This window comes from Bacillus sp. FJAT-52991, assembly GCF_037201805.1.
GTDB classification, from domain to species: domain Bacteria; phylum Bacillota; class Bacilli; order Bacillales; family Domibacillaceae; genus Bacillus_CE; species Bacillus_CE kandeliae.
This window is the reverse complement of record NZ_CP147404.1, coordinates 1,948,722-1,968,522: the sequence shown is the minus strand read 5'-3', so window position 1 is coordinate 1,968,522 and position 19,801 is coordinate 1,948,722. Positions and strand designations below refer to the sequence as shown.

The following is a 19,801-nucleotide window of genomic DNA, read 5'->3' as shown; positions in this document are numbered from 1 at the left end:
AGTGGAGTACTCCTATCGTGAAAAATGAACTTTTTAATAGTAATGTCATACAAATATTTGAAGTTTTGTGTTGTGGTTCTAAATCTCATTTTATTCTTAGGGCGGTAATAAACTTCCAGAGCTAAAAAGAGGCTTAGGGTTCGAAACACTTGCTCGAATGTTGACATTTATTCAGATTCCAAAAGAGAAAACGTTTTGAAAATAAAAAGAAGAAATAGATAAATGAAACATGAAAGAGTCAGCAAAATAATTAAAACGATTATATTGTTTAGATGTTGAGTGGATAAATATTGATATATATTTATTGATCCTATGACCATGATACAACTGGCTGTTAGGATCTTTAACAAATCAGAAACATTGATGTGAAAACCAGTTAGTTTAACAACAGTGAAGTAATGTAAAGAGGTGGCTAGGACAATCTCTAAATTTAAGGCGATAATAACGCCTGATATGCCAAACTTTGGATTCGATGATAATAAAAATATAGCTATCAGTAAGATGAAAGAGGAGAAGATATGATTGAACATGACAGCCTTTGCCTTTCCTAAGCCAATAATGATTGAACCAAAGGGAATACGAAGGTATTGTAAAAGGAATAATGGTGCTAACATTTTGATAAACGCTCCAGCTTCTTTAGAATGATAAAACACCATTGTTAATAAATCAGGAAAAAAGTAAAGAATGACGGTCCAAGGTACGCCAATCATCAGTGAAAATTGAACCGCTTTTCTAATTGTATGGTTGATTAAAAGGAAATCCTTTTGTATATCTGCTTCACTGATTGCTGGTACTAATGCGACGGATAAAGAATTGGAGGCTAAAGAGGCTGGCAGAAGTAAAAGTGGCATGGTAAATCCCATTAATGTTCCGTAATATTTTGTCGCAGCACTAGCCTCGATTCCTGCTAAATTTAAACTTTGTACAATAATGATTGGCTGAAGGACGAGTGTAGTGGCACGTATAATATTGTTTCCGGTAATCGGGAGGCTAATGTGGAATAGTTCAAGTAAAGTATTTTTTCCATTTTGTATTTCTTGCAATACAGAGCAATGTAATGTGAAGCTTGCTTTCTTCATTTTTTTAAAGACGATTCCAATGAAAAACAAGGAAATAATTTCTCCTAAAACCCCACTTATGATCGCTCCAGCAGCGGCAAACTCGATGCCATATGGTAGGAGCCATTGGACGAAAATAAATATTGAACTAATTCGTACGATTTGTTCAATGACTTGAGATAAAGCGATGGGAGTCATGTATTGTTTGCCGCGGAAATAGCCTTTGATGACGGCTGATACCGCAATGACCGGCACAATTAATACAGAACAGATGAACGCATAGTAAGCTCTTTGGTCAGTAAGAATAAGAGAGGACAAGACTTTAGAGAAAATCAGTGTACTAGCCGTTAATAAAATAGCTAATACACTAGTTGTCGTCAAAGAAATAATTAAAATCCGTTTGACCATTCTAGCATTCCCTTTTGAATCATACTCTGCCACTAATTTGGATATGGCAACATCTAAACCTAAAGTAGTAACAGCGATTAAAAAACCAGCAATCGGCACAACCATCATCATTAAGCCGACTCCTTCACTGCCTAGCACCCTAGCCATAACTATTCCATTGACAAGCCCTAAAAGCTTAGTGAATATCGCTGCGGACGATAAAATTAACGTTCCCTTTATAAGAGACTGTTTCATCATGAAAAGACCTCTCTTTTATTTTATACTTCATGATATGAGAGGAATGGACAAACATTACTGGATGGTGTTGAGTATATAAAATATCTTTTTGAAGTTTTTATCTTAGGAGGAACTATGAAAAATACTTTTACAAGAAGGGACCTAGAAAAATTTGATGACCGCTTCGAAAATATATTTGCTTTACCTTATGAATCTGATAAAATAGCAGATCAATTAATAGAAGAAGAGAATTTTGATTTTAATCACGCTAAACAGTTTTTGCTAAGAAAAAATTTTACGTTAGTTCTTTGTATTCCGCGCATTCCAACATTTAACAATTTAAAAAAAGCTAAAATTATCGATGAGAATGATACATTTCGTTTATTGAAAGTGGACGTTCAAGACTATGATTTTGAAATTGAAAAGTTTCTTCTTGAGAATGAGTACTCTTATATATTTTTTTGGGTAAAAAAACCTAATAATCTTAAATATATCTTGCCTAAAAGTAGTCGAGATAGGTTGAAATTATTAGCTCTTTTTGATAATGAAATTTATTCTTTTAGATTCGAACTAAAAGAATGTATTATAGCTTCATGGTATTGAAAATTTTCTTTTAGATACCTGTGATCGAAAAATTGAAGAGGGGGTGTTTCTTGATGACAAATAGTAGACTGAATCCTAAGGTTGATGAATTTTTAAGTGAAGCTAAAAAGTGGAAGGAAGAATATGAGAAGTTGAGAAATATCGTTCTTGACTGTGAGCTGAACGAAGAATTTAAGTGGATGCATCCTTGTTACACGTTTGAGAAAAAAAACATAGTTTTAATACATGGATTTAAAGAATATTGTGCGCTTCTGTTTCAGAAAGGTGCCTTGTTACAGGATGTCCATGGGATTCTAGTCCAACAAACGGAAAATGTACAGGCGGCGCGCCAGATTCGGTTCACCAATGTTCAAGAAATAGTTGAAATGGAAACCATCTTGAAAGCCTATATTTATGAAGCCATTGAAGTTGAAAAAGCCGGTTTAGAAGTGAAAATGAAAGAGCATAAAGAGTTCATAATTCCTGAAGAACTTCAAAATAAATTCGATGAAATGCCTACCTTGAAAACTGCTTTTGAAGCACTGACACCGGGACGGCAAAGAGCATACATTCTATATTTTTCTACACCCAAACAATCCAAAACTCGAGTGTCGAGGGTTGAAAAATATATGCAGCAAATTCTCAATGGAAAGGGATTAAATGATTGCACTTGTGGACTATCTCAAAAGCAACCTAACTGTGACGGCTCGCACAAGAATATTCGATAAGAAAATAAATTAATCAAACTTTAATCGAACTCCTTTTTAGATTGCAGGTAACACTCAATCAAATAATTTAAAAATGAAAAAACAAAAAAGTGATTCGTAGAGTATAAACAAACTAACGTGTAACAGGCTTACGCATTACCATCTAAGAAAAGAAAAATACTGCACACAAAAGTGTACCCTTTGGATTTTTGCTGAAAGGTACACTTTTCTTGAATTAATAGTACATGCTACTATTTAGCGAAAATTATTGTTACTCGATCTTCAATTAAAGGGCGCTATTGTTGAATAAAACTTAGATTTTCACACGACTTTATTGTTATTTTACATTAGAAGGAGAAAGGCAAAGAAAAAACACGCCTATATGACGTGTGAAGTCTGCTGGGGATGAAGCCCGTTGCTTTTCTCTTTACTTAGAATATTTCCCATCAAATGTTGCCGCTGCTCCGTGCCAATAGGAACAAGCGGATGACTCTTTTACTTGAATTGACTTGCCGTTGTTTGTAAACGTCATTCGGCAGTATGGATCATCATAGAGAGAGAGGAATCGATATAGGCAGAATAGGTGGCTTTATTGCCTTTGATTTTGGCTGTTCCTTCAATCTCATCAACGTGTCCGTTCATGAAGACAGAAATATAAAAATTGAATTTATCGGCTGTTTCATTATTAACGGAAACTGTGCCAAACTGATTCTTCCATTTTATTCAAATATTTTTGTCTAAATTTTCTGATAATACCATGTTGCATGCTGTCAGTTGGTATATACTGCTTGCGGAAGTATATACCAACTCTATTGTACTGCGTAACGCGTTCAAAATTTCAGGCTACTCTTTAGTGTTCGGCCCTTGATCTCTTCACTTGGATGAGGGGGTTTTTGTTGATTCAGGTGATTTTTTTCTCTTACTCTTGTTTAACATTCCTTTGTATTATTGAAATGCTTGGAGGTTCAGTCGATACCACATCAATTATATGGTTTAAAGCATTTATCCCATAATGTTTGAACGGTCCAGGATATATATCGTCAGCTATGGTGCCGACTTCAATAAAGTCCAGGTATCTGGATTTTGAATAAAGTGAAAAAGCAGTTCCTTTGTAAACCTCGTGCTCATCCATTACAGTAAAACTCTCGTTTCTAACTGAGTATGCAATGTACCAATCAAATTTAAGTCGAATAGTTGGGAGTGTGTCGTCCACATCAATGGAAGCATAGGACGAGAAAGTACCTTCTTCTGTTTTCTCATCAATTACAATTCTATTGTTTTTACAACGGTCAATGTCCACTATTAACGTGTTATCTTCAGATTCAAATATTGAGTTTAAATAAATATAACCTTGATATTGAAGAAGTTCAGAGTAATTCATAAAATTCCCCCTTTTCTAAACTATTCTGCCCGTATGTCTTTAATTTGTTGTTGCTATTCTCCTTGTTATAGAGGTATTTCATATACTTTGCAACAAGTTCTACAAACAGCCCAGTCGTATATCCGGTAGAAGGTAGGCTTTTCTATTGTCAATGGATATCACCTGTTAATTATTATTTTTAATAGTACCTCTACCCATAGTGACTACCGTGATTGTTGTTTTTAATAATGTTCTACGGAGCACTATCCTCACAGCAAGGCTACGTCCCCCAACAACCAAACTAACGTCCTCAATTACATTTCCGTAATAAACTTTTTAAATCATATTTTCAACCATTATTTATTCAATCAATTATGTAAATAAAAAAGGTAGTCAGCTCTTTCATAATATACTAACTACCCCATGAATTATTATCTTAATTTAATTATTGACAGTCCTTATGATTTATAATTAAGTAGCTTTTGTTTAAACTCACTCAATACTCTTTTCCGTTCTTCATAACCTTTTTGATCTGCTTCTTCCCAAAGTTCAAGATCTGCACCACGTTCGATTAAACCAATAGCATTGTTACATACTTGTTCTTGAAGACATTTTCTCTCTAGTTGTATTGCTGCTAAACCGATATATACTAAAGACATTATTTCCAGGTCATCGTCAATGTTAAATTCGTCCGAATATTCTTCTAAGACTATTTGAGTGGCTTCCTCAACGGTTTTTCCTTCTTCCAAATAATCAATAAAATTGTCTCTCACTTCACAAGTAGTATCGTCATCAAATATCCCTTTTCCCCAAGTACCCATCTAATCACCTCTTAGTTTTTTCTCTTAGCTTCACCTACTTTTTAACTTAAGACTTCTACAAATTTGCTTATAATCCTTTATCAACTAACCTGCCTCGTTAGTTGATAAAGGAGCCATCCCACAACTCTTAAGTTATGGGTAAGTTTTGTTGACAATTTCTTTATGGAAACTATCAATCACAACTTAACACTTTTTCTTTGCTGTATCGCGTCATAGGAAAATGTTTTTTGCTAAAATAGAATAGTCGGTTCTTAAAAATAATTTTGCGACGGATTTTGAAAACTTTTTGGGAGGTCTAGCTGCGAGGCAATAAAAAGAGTTACTTAATTCCTTGAAGTGAGGCACACTAACATTACAGAAGGGGAAATTTGTTTTGTATACTTCTATAAGTAAAGAATAAATTTAAGTGTGGGGCTGATCATAAGTGTTTAAATATAACGTATGTTTCTTAAAAAATAGGGATAAAGTCTTGATGTTGAATCGTGAAAAGGCACCAATCATGGGAGTGTGGAACGGTGTTGGTGGTAAGAATGAAGTGGGTGAAACTCCTGATGAAGGTGCAATGCGTGAAGTGTTTGAGGAAACAGGATTCAAGGTGAATCAGTATTATTCAAAGGGTGTCATTACATGGGATACTAGTGACTGTAAAAAAGATGGATTATATGTGTATTTATTTGAAGTGGATACAATATTAGATAGTGAATCTATGAAAAAAACGAGAGAAGGGATTCTCGATTGGAAACACATTGATTGGATACTGAATCCCTCTAATTTAGGGATTGCTGAAATGGTAAAGGAATATTTACCTGTTCTATTAGAAAAAGAAGGTGATTATTCATTCGAATATAAAGATAATGTATTAACACTTGTAAAATAAAAATTTATTACTTTTTGCATCTGATCATTAATATTTACCTTACTTAATCCCCCGTGGTAACAAACCACAGATTCAATGTCGAGGTCTAGGTATTTCTTCAAAGAGAGTCGAGCTTCTTTTAAATCCAGTACGGTTGGGGCATGAATTCCCCCAATTATTCCGTTTACACTGTACATCGAATCCCCGGCAACCAGTGTTTTACTTTGTTTCAAATAGAGGCTGATATGGCCAGGAGTATGCCCCGGAGTATGAATGACACGAATCCCGCCACAATACGACAGTTCTTGGCCGTCAATCAAGGTATCATTCACTTTTCCCTTCGGTGGATTCTCTATGTGCCCGTCTTTCAAAAGAGGTAAATCCCCCTGGATATAAGGCTTATCTAGTTCGTGAGCATAAACTTTAATATCCCTTCCACACTCCTGTAATATCTCAGGAAGACTACCTATATGATCTATATCCTGATGCGTCAAAATGATAATTTTTAGTTTGTCGAACGACACTCCTGCCTTTTCCATTGCCACGCGTAAATCTTCAATTTGTCTAGGGAACCCAGTGTCTATTAAAACAGCCATTTCTTGATCCCATAAAAGAGTTGGATGAATAATATTTCCGTGAAATTCAAGCTGGAGCATCTCTACTCCCTTAGAAATTTCCATAACTTTAGGCTCCTTTATTATTAGATTTTCTGCTATCTTATTTCATTTCAAGAAGTTAGAATCATAGAGTTTGACAAAAATTATTATTAAAGTCATATAATTTACCGGAACAAAATCTAGCAGGTTAATTTTTAACATCCTGAAGAACAGTCTCCTTCCCCCAAAGCAACTTCCGTAATGTTTCGAAATTGACTAAAACCGTTCCTACAATAATCATCAAAGTACCTATGCCTGTTAGCCAAGAAATATATTCATGATAGAAGGTAACACCTAGTATAACGGCAATTAATGGTGAGATATACAGCCATGTAGAAGGAAAAACAGGATTTGTCCGTGAGACAAGCCAATAATAAATGCTATGGCCGATCATTGAACCAAAAATAGTTAAATAAAGAAGAGAGCCAATTGAAGCTGGACTTAAAAGATAATCAAGCTGAATGTTCTCGGTAAAAAATGATAAAATGATTAATAAAATCCCACCATGCATCATTTGCGCTGCATTTAAAGCAATCGGTGATGTCGTTTCAAATTTTCGGATGACATGCTTCGTATAAATCGTTCCAGATGCGTAAAAAACTTCACCGAATATAATGGCGAAACAACCAATCATCCAGAAGGGACTAATCTCAATTGAAAAACTAGGTAAGATCAAGAATGTGACACCAAGGACTCCGACGACACAACCAATGAATGATTTCTGATTTCCTTTTTGCTTCAATATGAATGTCTGAATAACTATGATCATCATCGGACCTGTAGCAGATAAGACAGCTGCAATCCCTGAGGTCACATACTGTTCTGCCCAGTATAATGTAGCAAACGTCCCAAAGGTTAAACCTACTCCTGTAAAAAACATCTCTTTCCGAAATAATAACCATATTGTCGTTTTTTCTCTCCAAACCATAAAACTAAATAGTAGCAAACCAGCAATGAAAAAACGAAGTCCAGCTGATAAAAATGGAGGTACTCCTGCATCAACCCCAATTTTAATCGCTAAAAATGTCGTTCCAAAAATCAAACACATGAAGAAATAATTAATAATAACCATATAAAACTCCTCCTCTTTCTCTATCATAAAAGAAAGACGGTAGAACAGATTGAAAAAGATAGAACAGATTAGATTGGAGCGTGGTACAATCGTTTTGAATAGGAGGAATCGATGTGAGCAAAGCGATTCAAAATGGAGATTTTCTTTTTAAGAAAGTATATGATTATGTACTGCACCGAATAGAACGTAAAGAATGGAAAGAACATGAAAAGATTCCCTCCGTCCGGCAATTAGCATCTGAAATGAATGTTCATCGATTAACTGTATTAAAGGCTTATCAATTATTGAAACAGCATGACAAAGTTTATGTAAAAGATAAAGTAGGCTATTTTGTCCAATCAAATGTGACGAAAAATCTTGAATATTTAGATCTGGACAATCCAATTGTTTCTGCATACGTACAAAAAAATCATTTATCTGAAATCCATCAAGCACCTGTTTCCTATCATTTTTCTCAGGCGTTAATTGATCCAAATCTTTTGCCTAATCATTATTTTTCAGATTACGTGAAGAAAGTGTTTGACCTTTATCCAAAAGTACTTGCAACCTACTCAACTGTGCAAGGTGATTTAGAGCTACGTGAAACACTCACTCAATATTTTATCAACCAGTATAAAACTCATCTCAATGCAGATGATCTGTTAATCACTTCTGGCTCACAGCAAGCGATTCACTTAATCGCTCAAACTTTTATTAAGCCAAGAGACGTCGTTTTATTTGAACGTCCAAGCTATAGTGCTGCGATTGATATTTTTAGAGCACAAGGAGCACAGATTGTAACGGTTGATATCCACCCAGACGGGTACGATTTAAAGCAGGTTGAATTGTATATTAAACAATATAAACCACGCCTATTTTATCTCAACCCAACATTCCATAACCCGACTGGTTATACTGTTTCAGTCGAGCAGCGCAAAAAATTAGTAGAATTAGCTGAACAATATCGATGTCTATTAATTGAGGACGATGCCTATCACGACATATATTTTGATCATGCCCCGCCACCACCAATTTACACATATGATACTGCTGGGACAGTCATTTATATCCGAAGCTTTTGCAAATATATCTCACCTGGTTTGAGAATTGCAGCTGTTATTTGTCAATCATCATTAATGAATTCACTACTAACAGTAAAATCGTTAGCTGATAATGGCTCACCACTTCTCAATCAAAAAATTTTTCTCCATTACTTTTCATCACTAAGATTGCAACAGCACTTGGAGAAAATCCGGATCGCCCTACAGATCCGAAAGGAAATCATGGAGGAAGAGCTAGCGGTAACAGATTGGAAATGGACCAGTCCAAAAGGCGGTCTTAATTTATGGGTGAAGCTCCCAGATAAACTTCCAACTGAATTATTATTAACCAAAAGTATCGAACAATCTATATCCTTTGTGCCAGGTCAAGTTTGTGATCCATTAAAACAACTATCATCCTGGATACGTTTAAGCTATTCTTACGCAAATGAAAAACAACTAAGTGAAGGGGTAAAAAGGTTTGTTGCAATGGCACAATCTCTTTCTAAGTGAGGTGAAATACAGCTCTTTTTTATGTTTATTGGAAGGAAATCATACAAAAAAAGAAATGGGGTTTATATGCAATAGTTGTATTTGTTTATCCTTACTTTATTGTCACTCATTAAATTCAAAATTTCATTTTCCTAAGGAATTTATAATCAATGTAGTTCGTATAATCGATAAGTGAAAACATAAAAAAGGTGGGAACAATTCTATGTTTAAACCAAACCCAGCGAATACTGCAATTGTTATTACTGACCCTCAAAATGACTTTTTGTCTCCAGGCGGAAGAGGATATCATTTGACAAAGGCTAACATTAAAGAGAATAATACTTTAGCTAACTTGGAACTACTATTAAGCACAGCCCGTAGTAAAGGTTATCAGCTCTTTGTTTCCCCGCACTTTTTATATCCACATGACTATGATTGGCAGTTTACAGGGAACGAACAAGAGATGTTGATTAATTTGCGTGTTTATCAGAAATTAAATCAATATAGTCCTCCAACTCCGGAAGCCGATTATGTTCCAACTTTAGCTCCGTATATCTGGGACAAAACAACCGTTATTGCAACACCGCACAAGGTGGCCAGTCCTCAGACAAATGATCTGGTCTATCAACTAAGGCAACGCAGAAAAGAACAAGTCATTTTGGCTGGGGTATTATCAAACGTATGTGTTGAATCGCATATGAGAGATTTAATCGAAAATGGCTTCAAGACAGCTGTTGTTTACGATGCAACTGCCACGATTAGTGAAAACGATTTTCATGCTGCTGTTACGAACTATCGAGCTTTCAGTAGTGCTACATGGACAACACGTGAAGCCATTTCAAATATGTAATGATACTCTTAAATAGGCTACTAAAGAAGAGATTATTCTTTGATTAATTGTGATGTTGCAGTCGTTAAGTGCTTTCATTAACGATATCCAATAAAGTCCATTCTTATAAAATTAAGATTCAATTACAGTGTGTTTCATTAGATAGATTTCCACCATATCCATTGCTAGTTCCTGAAATTCTCCCATCATCTTGTAGCACTTTTTCAAATATCTAACCAATCTTGATAAAGTCCGACTTTTCGATAATTGATTTCAACTTAAACATCACAGCAGTTATGGGTGATTTAAGCTCATGCGATATGATAGCAACAAATTCACTTTTTTTCATACTTCTTTATTAGCTAGTTTAATATCACCAATAACTTTGATTTTGTAGAGGTACGGGAGCTATGGAGTCAGACCCCATAGCTCATTTTATCTTTTAGCAGTTTCTGCTTTACCGAGTTCCAGCCAGTCTTCAAATAGTTGATCATCCTTCAGATCTAGATAATGCTTTAAAAATGCAACAAACTCCTGTGTATCAACTTCTTTGTATTGGTAGGTTTCATAATATGTTTTTAAAAAACGTTCAACGGTTTTTTTCCTCCATTTTCGTTAAAAACATTCCACAATTTTATTGATGCCTGACCATAGATATAATTACTTTGTTCTCCTAACTCGTATTTGTCCAATGGAAGATTAGATGGTTGTTTTTTGATATTGTTCAATAGGTCCTGATTGAATATTTTATCCATGTTTCTATTTTCTTGGGTAGAAAGAAATAAGCTTGATGCAAGCTCAGTTAGTCCTTCGTCTAGCCATGCATGATAGTAGGGGTCATTGTTTACCACCCCATAGAACCATTGATGAGCTATTTCGTGTACGATATGGTGTTCTAAGGCCTTAGTTGGTTGTAAAATGGAGCCGACTGTTATAACACCTGGATACTCCATTCCTTTCTCATCCAAGATAATATCTAATTGTTTAGTTGGGGAGTTCCCTATGATTTGTTGAAAATAGACTAAAGCTTTTGATGCGAGTAAACTAGCTTCATTAAGGAGTTCCGGCTGTTCCTCAATACTAAATAATCGAATGTTTACACCGTTATTTTCTTTTTGGACCATATGTGGTTCTTTCAAATGATCAGTATTTATTCCGTTATAAGAAAAAAGTGAAAAAAGGATAGGTTAATCATTTGTCTTAACAGGGGGAGACTGTATGCACCTCCTGTTTTTTATTCGCTATTTCATTTGCTCCACATCTTCAGTAATAGAGGTATCCCTCATAAAGCATTTTGTTGTTTGACATCTGACTCTTTTTGAAAGGAATGATTTTTTACAAAAAATTATTAAAAAGATCATTTTTTATCCTATTTGTAATGAAGAAGAACATAGTATTTTGTTTTATAGGGGACATCTCTTTTTGTGAATGTTTGGTAGTACATTTACAAAAAAGGTGTCTTTTTTGTATGGGATTTTTATGTAAAATCATCCGTAATAAACAAATATTTGGTAAAGTGGAACTAAGTAATGAATGACAGAAAAAACAGGTGTTTGAAGCTTTGCCTAGTAATGAGGGAAAGGAAGGGGAACTATGAAAAAGAAATTAAGAAAAAGAGGATGGCTGGTGATTGCTGTAATTTTGCTTGGGGCAGGTGTTATTTTTTTGTTCACAGAAAAAGGCTCATCCATATCTGATGCGCAGAGTGAAAACAAAAAAGTCGAAAAGGAAGATCTTACGAAAGAAGCAGTGGAGAAGCTATCTAAACAAGCAAATGAGGTTTTAAAGCTATTAGCTTCTTCGGGTGGGTCATCTGAAGCTGAACAGAAAACAAATGAACTGATTTCTCAAATCAACCAATATAAGATGAAGGACGATGCAATGGGGCAATATATGAAACTATTAAGCTCCTCTTTAAAAGCAGTTGATTCCTACCGAGAGGAAAATACCGATGAAAAAGCGTTAGGTCGGGTGTATCCGAGCTATCTATCTGCTCTAAAAAAATTAAAAGAAACAGATCCTTCGCTGCATTTGGAAGAGATCGATCAATACGTTTGGTTTTATGCTGCGGCGGCTAATTATGAGCAGGGACAAAGGAAAGATGAGCAAATAACGATTAGCATGGTAGGGGATAATTCATTTGGCACTTATCCAGAGGCTCCTGAGCATTTGCAGTTCGATTATGTTTTTGAGAAGAACAATGGCGATAATCAGTATGTGTATAAAAACAGCCTTCCATGGTTTAATTCTGATGATTACACCGTGATTAATGCAGAAAGCGCTTTTACAACAGAAACGAAGGCCCAAGAAAAAATGTGGAGAATTAAAAGTCATCCCAAATATGCTGCTTTTTTGCCAGCGAGCGGGATAGAAGCGGCCAATTTAGCAAACAATCATACAATGGATTATTTTGAGGCTGGATATCGCGATACATTGAAAGCTTTTAAGGATCAAGATATCGCTGTTTTTAATGAAGGGATGCCCCATATTGAAAAAATTAAAAATATTGAAACTGTTTTCCTAGGCTATGATTATAGATATAGACAGTCAGCTGACTCGTACCTTGAAAATATTATTAGAGATGTGAAGAAGTATAAAAGAAAAGATAATTTAGTCATTGTCAATATGCATTGGGGAATCGAATATATGGAGACACCAGCTTTCTATCAAACAAAATTCGGACATGCCGCTTTAGACGCTGGAGCCGATATTATTATCGGTCATCATCCTCATCGTTTGCAAAGTGTTGAAAAGTACAAAGGGAAGTATATCATTTACAGCATGGGAGACTATGCTTTTGGTGCCGACCCGACTTTAAAGTCACGGCAAACAGCGATCTTCCGTCTCAATTTCGCCAAGGAAGACGGTTCAGTAGTGACGAAAGGACTGAGAATTGTCCCAACTCTAGAAAATTCGAATGACAGCGAAACAGAAAATAACTATCAGCCGCTCCCGGTATTTGGAGAGCAGGCAAAAGAAGTCGTGGATGAGTTAACTAGGATAAGCAGTATCATTCCGAATGGTGTCCATGAGTTTGACTATTTTGACCCTTTTCTTGAGGAGGTAGAATAAAATGGATAGGACGGCAAATAAGCCATTCTGATCATTGGGGAGGCGAGAATTACATCTTTCTTGTCTTTTGTCCTTGGGGCAATCCATGCCTAAAATTCTTTCTTTTAGCATTAGACTGATAGAATGCTTGAATGTTATCATCAAAGAAAGCTGGTGACTTTCTAGTTTATCCCGCATTAACGGGCTGTAAGACCCCCACCTCAACATGGCAGAAGAAGCGAAGGCATGTAGGTGGGGGATCAACAGCCCGTAAACGCCCGATCCGTTCAACTAACAATCAGTGGGGGATGAAGAAAACCCCACTGATTGAAGTTTCACTTTATTGAAAAAGAAAGGAGGACATTGAAATGAGAGAGAACGCTCCATATGTACAAAAAAATCCGGGAGTTGCTGCTGTACTTAGCTTCTTTTGGGCTGGTCTAGGACAGATTTACAACGGACAGATTGTAAAAGGCATTTTGCTGATGCTTTGGCAAGCACTGAATGTTGCACTTATGGTGGTACTCATTGGCTACTTGATTTATCCAGTTGTATGGCTGTTCGGTATTGTCGACGCATACAGAACAGCAAATAAACTGAATCGAAAATACAGTCAGTAACACGAGTGTAGTTTTAAACTGAGGCTCTGTTAAATTTTTAAGGGGAAACGCCAGAAATGGTGTTTCCCCTTTTTCATAATTCACTTAATGCCCATAGTAGGATACTGAAGCAGATGCCATACATAATTTTACTCATAAACTTGCAAAGTTCCGCTGCATTATACTTTTCTTTTTCGCTTTCTGACATCGTGTTATATCCAGCTAGCAGGAAGGCTTAATGAATATATTTTATACCAAAATAAATTCCATTGACATTCAATATCCCTCGATATACTAAAGTCTAATAAGTCTGATTCATTCAGTTCCTCATTTTATCATTGAATGCCATCGTTAAGTTATGGTACTGGAGGAATGATTCGGTAAATGGTCATATATAGATAATAAAAGGAGGTGTTAAAAAGTGAATCAAAAAAAGGCCAAGATTTATATGTGGGGTTTTATTGTTTTAGGATTAGTTTCTCTATGTACTCAAGGTATGAGCATACCAGGTGTTTTGGGTTCTCAAATAGGTGTTAATCCGTTTCATGCTTTAAAGATTATTGCTTTGATTTCGGTAATGTCAGCTTTAGTAACTTACTTCAAGTTCGTTAGAATCAAAAAAGGGGAAACTAATTAACATTTTGCACCTGCGAAAGCAGGATTTTTTTATGTGCTTTTTTATAGGGTAATCAAGACTCAGAACAATTGATTGAGGCTACATAGCTCAATACTGTATGAAAGAGGCATTTTGACAAGGGTATAGAAATAGTTTATGTAGAGATTATTAAGTAAGAGATATTGGGAACTTAAGTAAATTTCTAAGTTTGAATTCTGTAAAAGGGTATACCCCCTTATTAGAAGAAGGGGCCCGTTTGGGGATGGATGTCCAAAAGATTATCCGATTAATTAAAAAGGAGGCTCAATCATGATAGAAGTCAATCAGGTTCACTATAGTTATGATTCAACTAAAATATTGCATGACTTTAATTTGTTTTCCACAAACCATCAAATCCTCTTTTCTCATACTTTAAGAATCCACCACTTTTTCTACTCAATATAACCTGCACACATAAGTAAGGTGCAGGTCAGCTTAGTTTACTTTCTTTTATTTTTTCCATATTTCTCGTTACCACGTTTAAAATTACCTGTAATCTTAGCTAACAATAACTGTACGGCTGCTATATTATCTTCAACTGCTTTGATCCTTGCGATAAGGCGCTCTGCTTCCTTATCCTTTACAATTTTAATTTGTTTACCCTCGTAATATATTACAACTGTTCCTTTTTTCGTTATTTGATAAGCAAATGGTTCTTCGCTTAATCTGTTTCGTTTATCTATTTCACTCACTGCACCATCTCCCTAATTCTTTTAGTTTCAAACATTATATTCAAAGTTGGTTCACTTGTTTTAGTTACTATTTTGCTAATATATTCTCATTTTCAACTGATTGTAGCCCGTAACGGAAATCAGAGCCTTCAAATTAATCGGTGTGGATAAAAATGGTTAATCAATACACCTGATCGAAAATATCATCAATTCAGTCCACTCGATTTAAAAATCTCTTCATCAATACCCAAAAAAGGAACCCATGATACACCATGCCAATGAGCCAGAGCATAAGAAACGTCGGAAAATGGTCGGTGCCTAGTAAATATAGTTTCGCTGGCCAGAAGGTGGGGATGAGACTGCCGATCAACTGCCATGGGAGTGCTAGAAAATAGGCGATCAAGGGAGCGAAAACGGTTAACCCGATTCCTTTTGATAAAGCCAATCCTTCAATTTTATTGGCGGCAAAAGCGGCCTGAAATAACGTGATGATCGCCGCTTCTAAAGCGAGCATCGGAACGAGAAATAAAATAACGGTCATGTTCGGTGTATCAAGCGACGAAAATAGCAGTAAACATGTGCTGAATAGGATCGTTAAAGTAATAGGAATAGCTAAACGGTATTGAAAATAGCCTGTTTTCGTGAGCGGAGTGACGGCAAAATAATGAATAATCGATTCATCTCGTTCATCTAACATCATAAATCCAATGATCACCCCAGTCATCAAGGGGATCAATAGCATCGTAAAGCTCACAATCAATGGGTAGAAATTCGTCAGCTCCCAATTCAAATGACGCTGCAGCTCTTCATTGATCAACGGAATGCCGAATCGAGTAAAGATAATCAGCAAGAATGGGGCAAAGAAAATAAGCATAAACATCGGATCACGGTACATTTGCTTGGCATCCATTCGCAATAATGATTTGATAGCTGTCATCATGCCCGCTCCTTTCCTATTTTGAAAATAATAGATTGATAAAATGATCGTCGAGCGAACCAAAAAGAGAAAGCAACCCAGATAGAGAGTAGAGATACACAATAAAGAATTTCCTGATGGCTAATCGGATCAAAGGCCGATTGTAATAAAAGGAGGGAGGCATGTGTGGGCAGCCAGACCATCCAGGAAGAATCCAATATCCCTACATAAGAAAGAAGCGGCAAACAAAATACGGCTGTGTAAACAACAGATTGCAGAAAAAATTGGTTGACCGTTTCACACCGTACAGCCACCGCTAATCCAAGCAAAGTGAAGATTATGGACGTAAGCATGACGCCGAGCGTAAATAAAAATAATGAGCTTGTAAATCCAAAAGTCATCACGTGAATATACAAAGAAGAAGCGACCGATAGCAGCATTAGCGACATCGTTTTTGAAAGAATATACTCCTCTGGCTTATAAGGTGTGACAAACAACGGATCATGAATATGCTGTCCTTTTTCCAATAGTACCAGCCCGCCAATAAAGAAAAAGCCGAGCATACTAGGGTCCGAGAAGGTTAGTAACACATTGGCTGTTTCTCTGTAAGAAGTGGGCAACTGAAATAAGAGTAAAAGGTAAACGTGACTAATAAGAAAGTAAACGACATATAGTCCGTGACGGAATTGCAACTTCATATCGTAGAAAACGGCTGAAGCCAATCTCACGTTAACTCCCTCCCCGTGACTTGGATGAAAATCTCCTCTAAAGACGGTTCAATCGTATGCATCGTTTCGATTGTTTCCTCATTCAACAGCTGTAAAAATGGTTGATTCTGACCAAGATTATGAATCGGAAATTCGCTTATCTTTCGTTCATGGTTTTCTCTATATCCAACGCGAACGAGCTTTTTGCCATATTGTATTTTCAATGCTTCAGGTGAGTCAATCAAACGAATTTGCCCATCCGCAATAAAGGCAGTTCGGTCGCAAAGCTCTTCGGCGGCGCTCATATTATGCGTCGTCAAGATCACTGTTTTTCCCGCCGCTTTCCATTGAAACAAAATGTCTTTCACCATTTTGGCGTTCACCGGGTCAAGACCAGATGTCGGTTCATCGAGAAATAAAATGTCCGGATGATTTAGTAAAGCTCGGCACAAATTTAACCGCATCTTCATTCCTTTAGAGAAATCACTCACTTTTGTATGGGTGTCTTGTAATAAACCGACCTTATTTAACAACTCAAGCGGATCGGCTGTCTTTTTTGTATATAAGGAAGCGAACAGAGACAGGTTTTCAAGTGCTGTTAAGCGACTATAAAAATTAGGGAATTCAAAAGCAACACCAATCTGTTCATAATAATCATTTTTGGTCTGCCGCAATTCTTCTCCTAAAACCGTTACTTTTCCTTGATAATTCTTCAAGAGGCCAATCAAAATCTTTTGAATCGTGCTTTTTCCAGCGCCAGAAGGGCCTAAAAACCCAAAGATTTCTCCCTTTCCAATTTGAAAATCAATTCCCTTAATCGTTGGCTGCTTTTTCCCTGGATACGTAAACGTTAATTGTTGGACATCAATCATTTGTTCATCAGTCCATTCGCAACGAGTTCAATGAGTAGTTGAATTGTATCTTCATAGTGATCTGTTCCGATTTTTTCTTTTTGCAACGAAAGCAACACAATCGAGCGAATGAGACTGATAATGGTTTCAGGATCTTTTTGTACAATCACGCCTTTAGCCTGTGCGTCTTGAATAATTGGCAATAAAAACGCTGCATCATCCGCAAAATGCTGTTCTAGCTTATCAGCAGGAATCTTGCGGAATAACGTTTCTAACAAACCATCTTGATGCAATTGTTGGATAAAGGGATTTTCCTCCATAATCGCAAACGATTCACGTAAAAATTCTCGAAATTGTTCTTTGTTAAATGTTCCTGTGGAAAAATATTTTTCCACCAAATACGTACGAATCGCTTCTTCTTCCTGCTCTAACACAGCGAAATAAAGCTCCTCTTTTGATTGGAAAAATAAATAATAAGACCCTTGAGCAATTCCGACCGCTTTCGTTAAATCGCCAATGCTCGTTTTCTTCAAACCGAGGGTAGAAAATAAGTGTCTCCCTTGTTCTAATAACGAACGGTATATTTTTTCTTTTTCCTCTTCAGTAAACTTCGGCATCGTTGACCAGCTCCTTTTTATGAACTTATGAATGAATTTATCATTTATTCATATAAACAGCAAGATGTTTACAGAAAAATAAAAAGGTCAAATCTTCACTTTGATATGAAAGGGACCATATAAATGGCATCACTTTTAATAGCCTAAAAAGCTTTATACCAAATGCAAAAAGCACGGCTAAAAAGACGGGTTGTCCTTGTGTAGCCGTGCTCAATCCTATCTTACCAATGGCCAAGTAGCTTCCACCATAAGCCACCGATTATAACAAAAATGAGAATCGTGACGACGGAGACAATAAAGCCTACCGACCACCACTTTTTCTGTTCAATATAACCTGCGCCAAAGAATACAGGAGCAGAACCAGAACCGTAATGAGTTGTGGCACCAAATAAATTACTGAATGCTGCTAATAGGATCACCGAAAGCATGGCTGGTGCTCCCGCTTGAAGCATAACAGATAGAAATGCGGCATACATGGCACTAATATGCGCTGTAGAACTTGCAAAGAAATAGTGTGAATAGAAATAGACAAGTGATAATACCAATACCGCAACCATCCAGTTATAGCCAGATACAAACGAACTTACCTCATCACTAAACCATGGAATCAGTCCAAGCGAGTTCATGTAAGAAGCCATCATAAAGAGCGTAGCAAACCAAACAAGTGTATCCCAAGCTCCTTGTTCATTTTTAATATCTGACCATGTTAGTACTTCTAATAACAAAAGTAAGGATAGCCCTATTAAAGCAGCTGTTGTGGCACCAATGCCAAAATAATCCCCACCAATCCAAAGTCCTAAAATAACAATAAACACTGCAATCATGCGTTTCTCAGTGCTTTTTAGTGGTCCAAACTCCTCTAATTTCTCTTTTGCAATTTTACTTGCTTCTGGAGTTTCTTTAATCTCTGGAGGAAAAACCTTATAGATAACAAATGGAACAACAATCAATGCTACTAATCCTGGAACAATCATAGCAGTTGCCCACCCAAACCACGTTACTGTCACACCAGCCGTATCACTCGCTAGCTTAACAATTAAAGGATTGGCTGCCATAGCTGTCATAAACATAGCAGAGGTAATCAAGTTCCCTTGAAATCCTACCGTCAAAAGAAAGGCGCCCATTTTGCGTTCTGTACCATCTTTAGGTTTAGAACCAAATGTACTTGATAAGGATTGGATAATAGGAAAAATCACACCACCTGCACGTGCCGTATTACTCGGAATAGCAGGCGCCAAAATTAAATCACTTAACAATAAAGAATACGACAAGCTTAACGTTTTCTTTCCAAATAACCGAACAAATACATAAGCTATACGCTCACCTAACCCCGTCTTAATAAATCCACGCGAAATAAAGAACGCAATAACGATAAGCCAAATCGTCGAATTACCAAACCCACTTAGCGTTTCTTCAATTGTTAGCGTATTAGTCACCGCAATCACTGCCATAGCAATAATTGAGATAGCTCCCATAGGTAATGGTTTTGAAATAAAACCGACAATTGTCGCAACAAACACAGCAAACAAATGCCATGCACTTTCTTCTACTCCAGCAGGTGCCGGTATAAACCAAATAATAATCCCAATTGCAATGGTAATGAAGAAAGGAACCCATTTTATCGTACTTCCTGATGTTTCTTTCATGCCAACAAACTC

22 protein-coding genes are annotated in these 19,801 nt (G+C 36.4%); 8 read left to right on the top strand and 14 right to left on the bottom strand.

The genetic code is table 11. The annotated features are described in order from the left end of the window. Window positions 1-167: 167 nt before the first annotated feature. Window positions 168-1,703 carry a stage V sporulation protein B gene (gene spoVB, locus WDJ61_RS10045; RefSeq protein WP_338749284.1) on the bottom strand — a complete coding sequence of 512 codons (1,536 nt, stop codon included), beginning with the start codon at window positions 1,701-1,703 and terminating at the stop codon, window positions 168-170. A 114-nt stretch (window positions 1,704-1,817) separates the two neighbouring features. Between spoVB and WDJ61_RS10040 the strand changes: the two genes are divergently transcribed. After that, window positions 1,818-2,285: a hypothetical protein gene (locus WDJ61_RS10040; RefSeq protein ID WP_338749282.1), complete on the top strand. Its 468-nt coding sequence runs from the start codon at window positions 1,818-1,820 to the stop codon at window positions 2,283-2,285. Between the two features lie 53 nt (window positions 2,286-2,338). Beyond that, window positions 2,339-2,992, top strand: coding sequence for a DUF1801 domain-containing protein (locus WDJ61_RS10035; protein ID WP_338749280.1), 654 nt, complete (start codon window positions 2,339-2,341; stop codon window positions 2,990-2,992). Window positions 2,993-3,890: 898 nt separating this feature from the next. Here the strand turns inward: WDJ61_RS10035 and WDJ61_RS10030 are convergent. Next, a complete protein-coding gene (locus WDJ61_RS10030) occupies window positions 3,891-4,352 on the bottom strand; it encodes a hypothetical protein (RefSeq protein ID WP_338749278.1) in 462 nt (153 codons plus the stop codon). Window positions 4,353-4,789: 437 nt separating this feature from the next. After that, complete coding sequence (locus WDJ61_RS10025) at window positions 4,790-5,152, bottom strand: MarR family transcriptional regulator (RefSeq protein ID WP_338749276.1); 363 nt, start codon at window positions 5,150-5,152, stop codon at window positions 4,790-4,792. Window positions 5,153-5,576: 424 nt separating this feature from the next. Here WDJ61_RS10025 and WDJ61_RS10020 point away from each other — a divergent pair, with 424 nt between their 5' ends. Next, entirely contained in the window at window positions 5,577-6,029 is a 453-nt protein-coding gene (locus tag WDJ61_RS10020; protein ID WP_338749274.1) for an 8-oxo-dGTP diphosphatase, read from the top strand. Here the strand turns inward: WDJ61_RS10020 and WDJ61_RS10015 are convergent. Both WDJ61_RS10015 and WDJ61_RS10010 read right to left on the bottom strand, forming a co-directional pair. Next, window positions 5,984-6,688, bottom strand: coding sequence for an MBL fold metallo-hydrolase (locus tag WDJ61_RS10015; protein WP_338749272.1), 705 nt, complete (start codon window positions 6,686-6,688; stop codon window positions 5,984-5,986). The genes WDJ61_RS10020 and WDJ61_RS10015 overlap by 46 nt on opposite strands. 124 nt (window positions 6,689-6,812) lie before the next feature. Then, window positions 6,813-7,736 (bottom strand): DMT family transporter, encoded by a 924-nt coding sequence (locus WDJ61_RS10010; RefSeq protein WP_338749270.1) that lies wholly within the window; start codon window positions 7,734-7,736, stop codon window positions 6,813-6,815. A gap of 113 nt (window positions 7,737-7,849) precedes the next feature. On the opposite strand from WDJ61_RS10010, the gene WDJ61_RS10005 reads away from it, so the two are divergent. Together WDJ61_RS10005 and WDJ61_RS10000 are read left to right on the top strand one after the other, a co-directional pair. Then, window positions 7,850-9,268 (top strand): PLP-dependent aminotransferase family protein, encoded by a 1,419-nt coding sequence (locus WDJ61_RS10005; RefSeq protein WP_338749268.1) that lies wholly within the window; start codon window positions 7,850-7,852, stop codon window positions 9,266-9,268. Between the two features lie 202 nt (window positions 9,269-9,470). Further along, window positions 9,471-10,097 (top strand): isochorismatase family cysteine hydrolase, encoded by a 627-nt coding sequence (locus WDJ61_RS10000; protein WP_338749266.1) that lies wholly within the window; start codon window positions 9,471-9,473, stop codon window positions 10,095-10,097. A gap of 211 nt (window positions 10,098-10,308) precedes the next feature. On the opposite strand, the gene WDJ61_RS19090 is transcribed toward WDJ61_RS10000, so the two are convergent. Then, window positions 10,309-10,425, bottom strand: a complete 117-nt coding sequence (locus tag WDJ61_RS19090) for a histidine kinase dimerization/phospho-acceptor domain-containing protein (RefSeq protein ID WP_413789005.1) — start codon at window positions 10,423-10,425, stop codon at window positions 10,309-10,311. Window positions 10,426-10,654: 229 nt separating this feature from the next. Beyond that, window positions 10,655-11,200 (bottom strand): M1 family aminopeptidase, encoded by a 546-nt coding sequence (locus tag WDJ61_RS09995; protein ID WP_338749264.1) that lies wholly within the window; start codon window positions 11,198-11,200, stop codon window positions 10,655-10,657. Between the two features lie 469 nt (window positions 11,201-11,669). On the opposite strand from WDJ61_RS09995, the gene WDJ61_RS09990 reads away from it, so the two are divergent. After that, window positions 11,670-13,148 (top strand): CapA family protein, encoded by a 1,479-nt coding sequence (locus tag WDJ61_RS09990; protein ID WP_338749262.1) that lies wholly within the window; start codon window positions 11,670-11,672, stop codon window positions 13,146-13,148. A 347-nt stretch (window positions 13,149-13,495) separates the two neighbouring features. Beyond that, complete coding sequence (locus WDJ61_RS09985) at window positions 13,496-13,747, top strand: hypothetical protein (RefSeq protein ID WP_338749260.1); 252 nt, start codon at window positions 13,496-13,498, stop codon at window positions 13,745-13,747. A 73-nt stretch (window positions 13,748-13,820) separates the two neighbouring features. On the opposite strand, the gene WDJ61_RS09980 is transcribed toward WDJ61_RS09985, so the two are convergent. Continuing rightward, window positions 13,821-13,955, bottom strand: a complete 135-nt coding sequence (locus tag WDJ61_RS09980; RefSeq protein ID WP_338754760.1) for a DUF3784 domain-containing protein — start codon at window positions 13,953-13,955, stop codon at window positions 13,821-13,823. A 192-nt stretch (window positions 13,956-14,147) separates the two neighbouring features. Between WDJ61_RS09980 and WDJ61_RS09975 the strand changes: the two genes are divergently transcribed. Continuing rightward, window positions 14,148-14,363, top strand: a complete 216-nt coding sequence (locus WDJ61_RS09975) for a hypothetical protein (RefSeq protein WP_338749258.1) — start codon at window positions 14,148-14,150, stop codon at window positions 14,361-14,363. Between the two features lie 458 nt (window positions 14,364-14,821). Here WDJ61_RS09975 and WDJ61_RS09970 read toward each other — a convergent pair whose 3' ends face one another. The 6 genes from WDJ61_RS09970 to WDJ61_RS09945 all read right to left on the bottom strand — a co-directional run bounded on the left by WDJ61_RS09970 (window position 14,822) and on the right by WDJ61_RS09945 (window position 19,789). Next, complete coding sequence (locus tag WDJ61_RS09970; RefSeq protein WP_338749256.1) at window positions 14,822-15,073, bottom strand: hypothetical protein; 252 nt, start codon at window positions 15,071-15,073, stop codon at window positions 14,822-14,824. Between the two features lie 190 nt (window positions 15,074-15,263). Beyond that, window positions 15,264-15,989, bottom strand: coding sequence for a hypothetical protein (locus tag WDJ61_RS09965; protein WP_338749254.1), 726 nt, complete (start codon window positions 15,987-15,989; stop codon window positions 15,264-15,266). After that, on the bottom strand, window positions 15,989-16,696 hold the full coding sequence (locus tag WDJ61_RS09960; RefSeq protein WP_338749252.1) for an ABC transporter permease: 708 nt from the start codon (window positions 16,694-16,696) through the stop codon (window positions 15,989-15,991). Before WDJ61_RS09960 ends, WDJ61_RS09965 begins: the two co-directional genes overlap by 1 nt. Further along, entirely contained in the window at window positions 16,693-17,547 is an 855-nt protein-coding gene (locus tag WDJ61_RS09955) for an ABC transporter ATP-binding protein (protein ID WP_338749250.1), read from the bottom strand. The genes WDJ61_RS09960 and WDJ61_RS09955 overlap by 4 nt, the downstream gene beginning before the upstream one ends. Then, the gene (locus tag WDJ61_RS09950; protein ID WP_338749248.1) at window positions 17,544-18,143 is read right to left on the bottom strand and encodes a TetR/AcrR family transcriptional regulator; all 600 of its coding nucleotides are present in this window, start codon (window positions 18,141-18,143) and stop codon (window positions 17,544-17,546) included. The genes WDJ61_RS09955 and WDJ61_RS09950 overlap by 4 nt, the downstream gene beginning before the upstream one ends. A 221-nt stretch (window positions 18,144-18,364) precedes the next feature. Next, complete coding sequence (locus tag WDJ61_RS09945; protein ID WP_338749246.1) at window positions 18,365-19,789, bottom strand: anion permease; 1,425 nt, start codon at window positions 19,787-19,789, stop codon at window positions 18,365-18,367. Window positions 19,790-19,801: the final 12 nt, after the last annotated feature.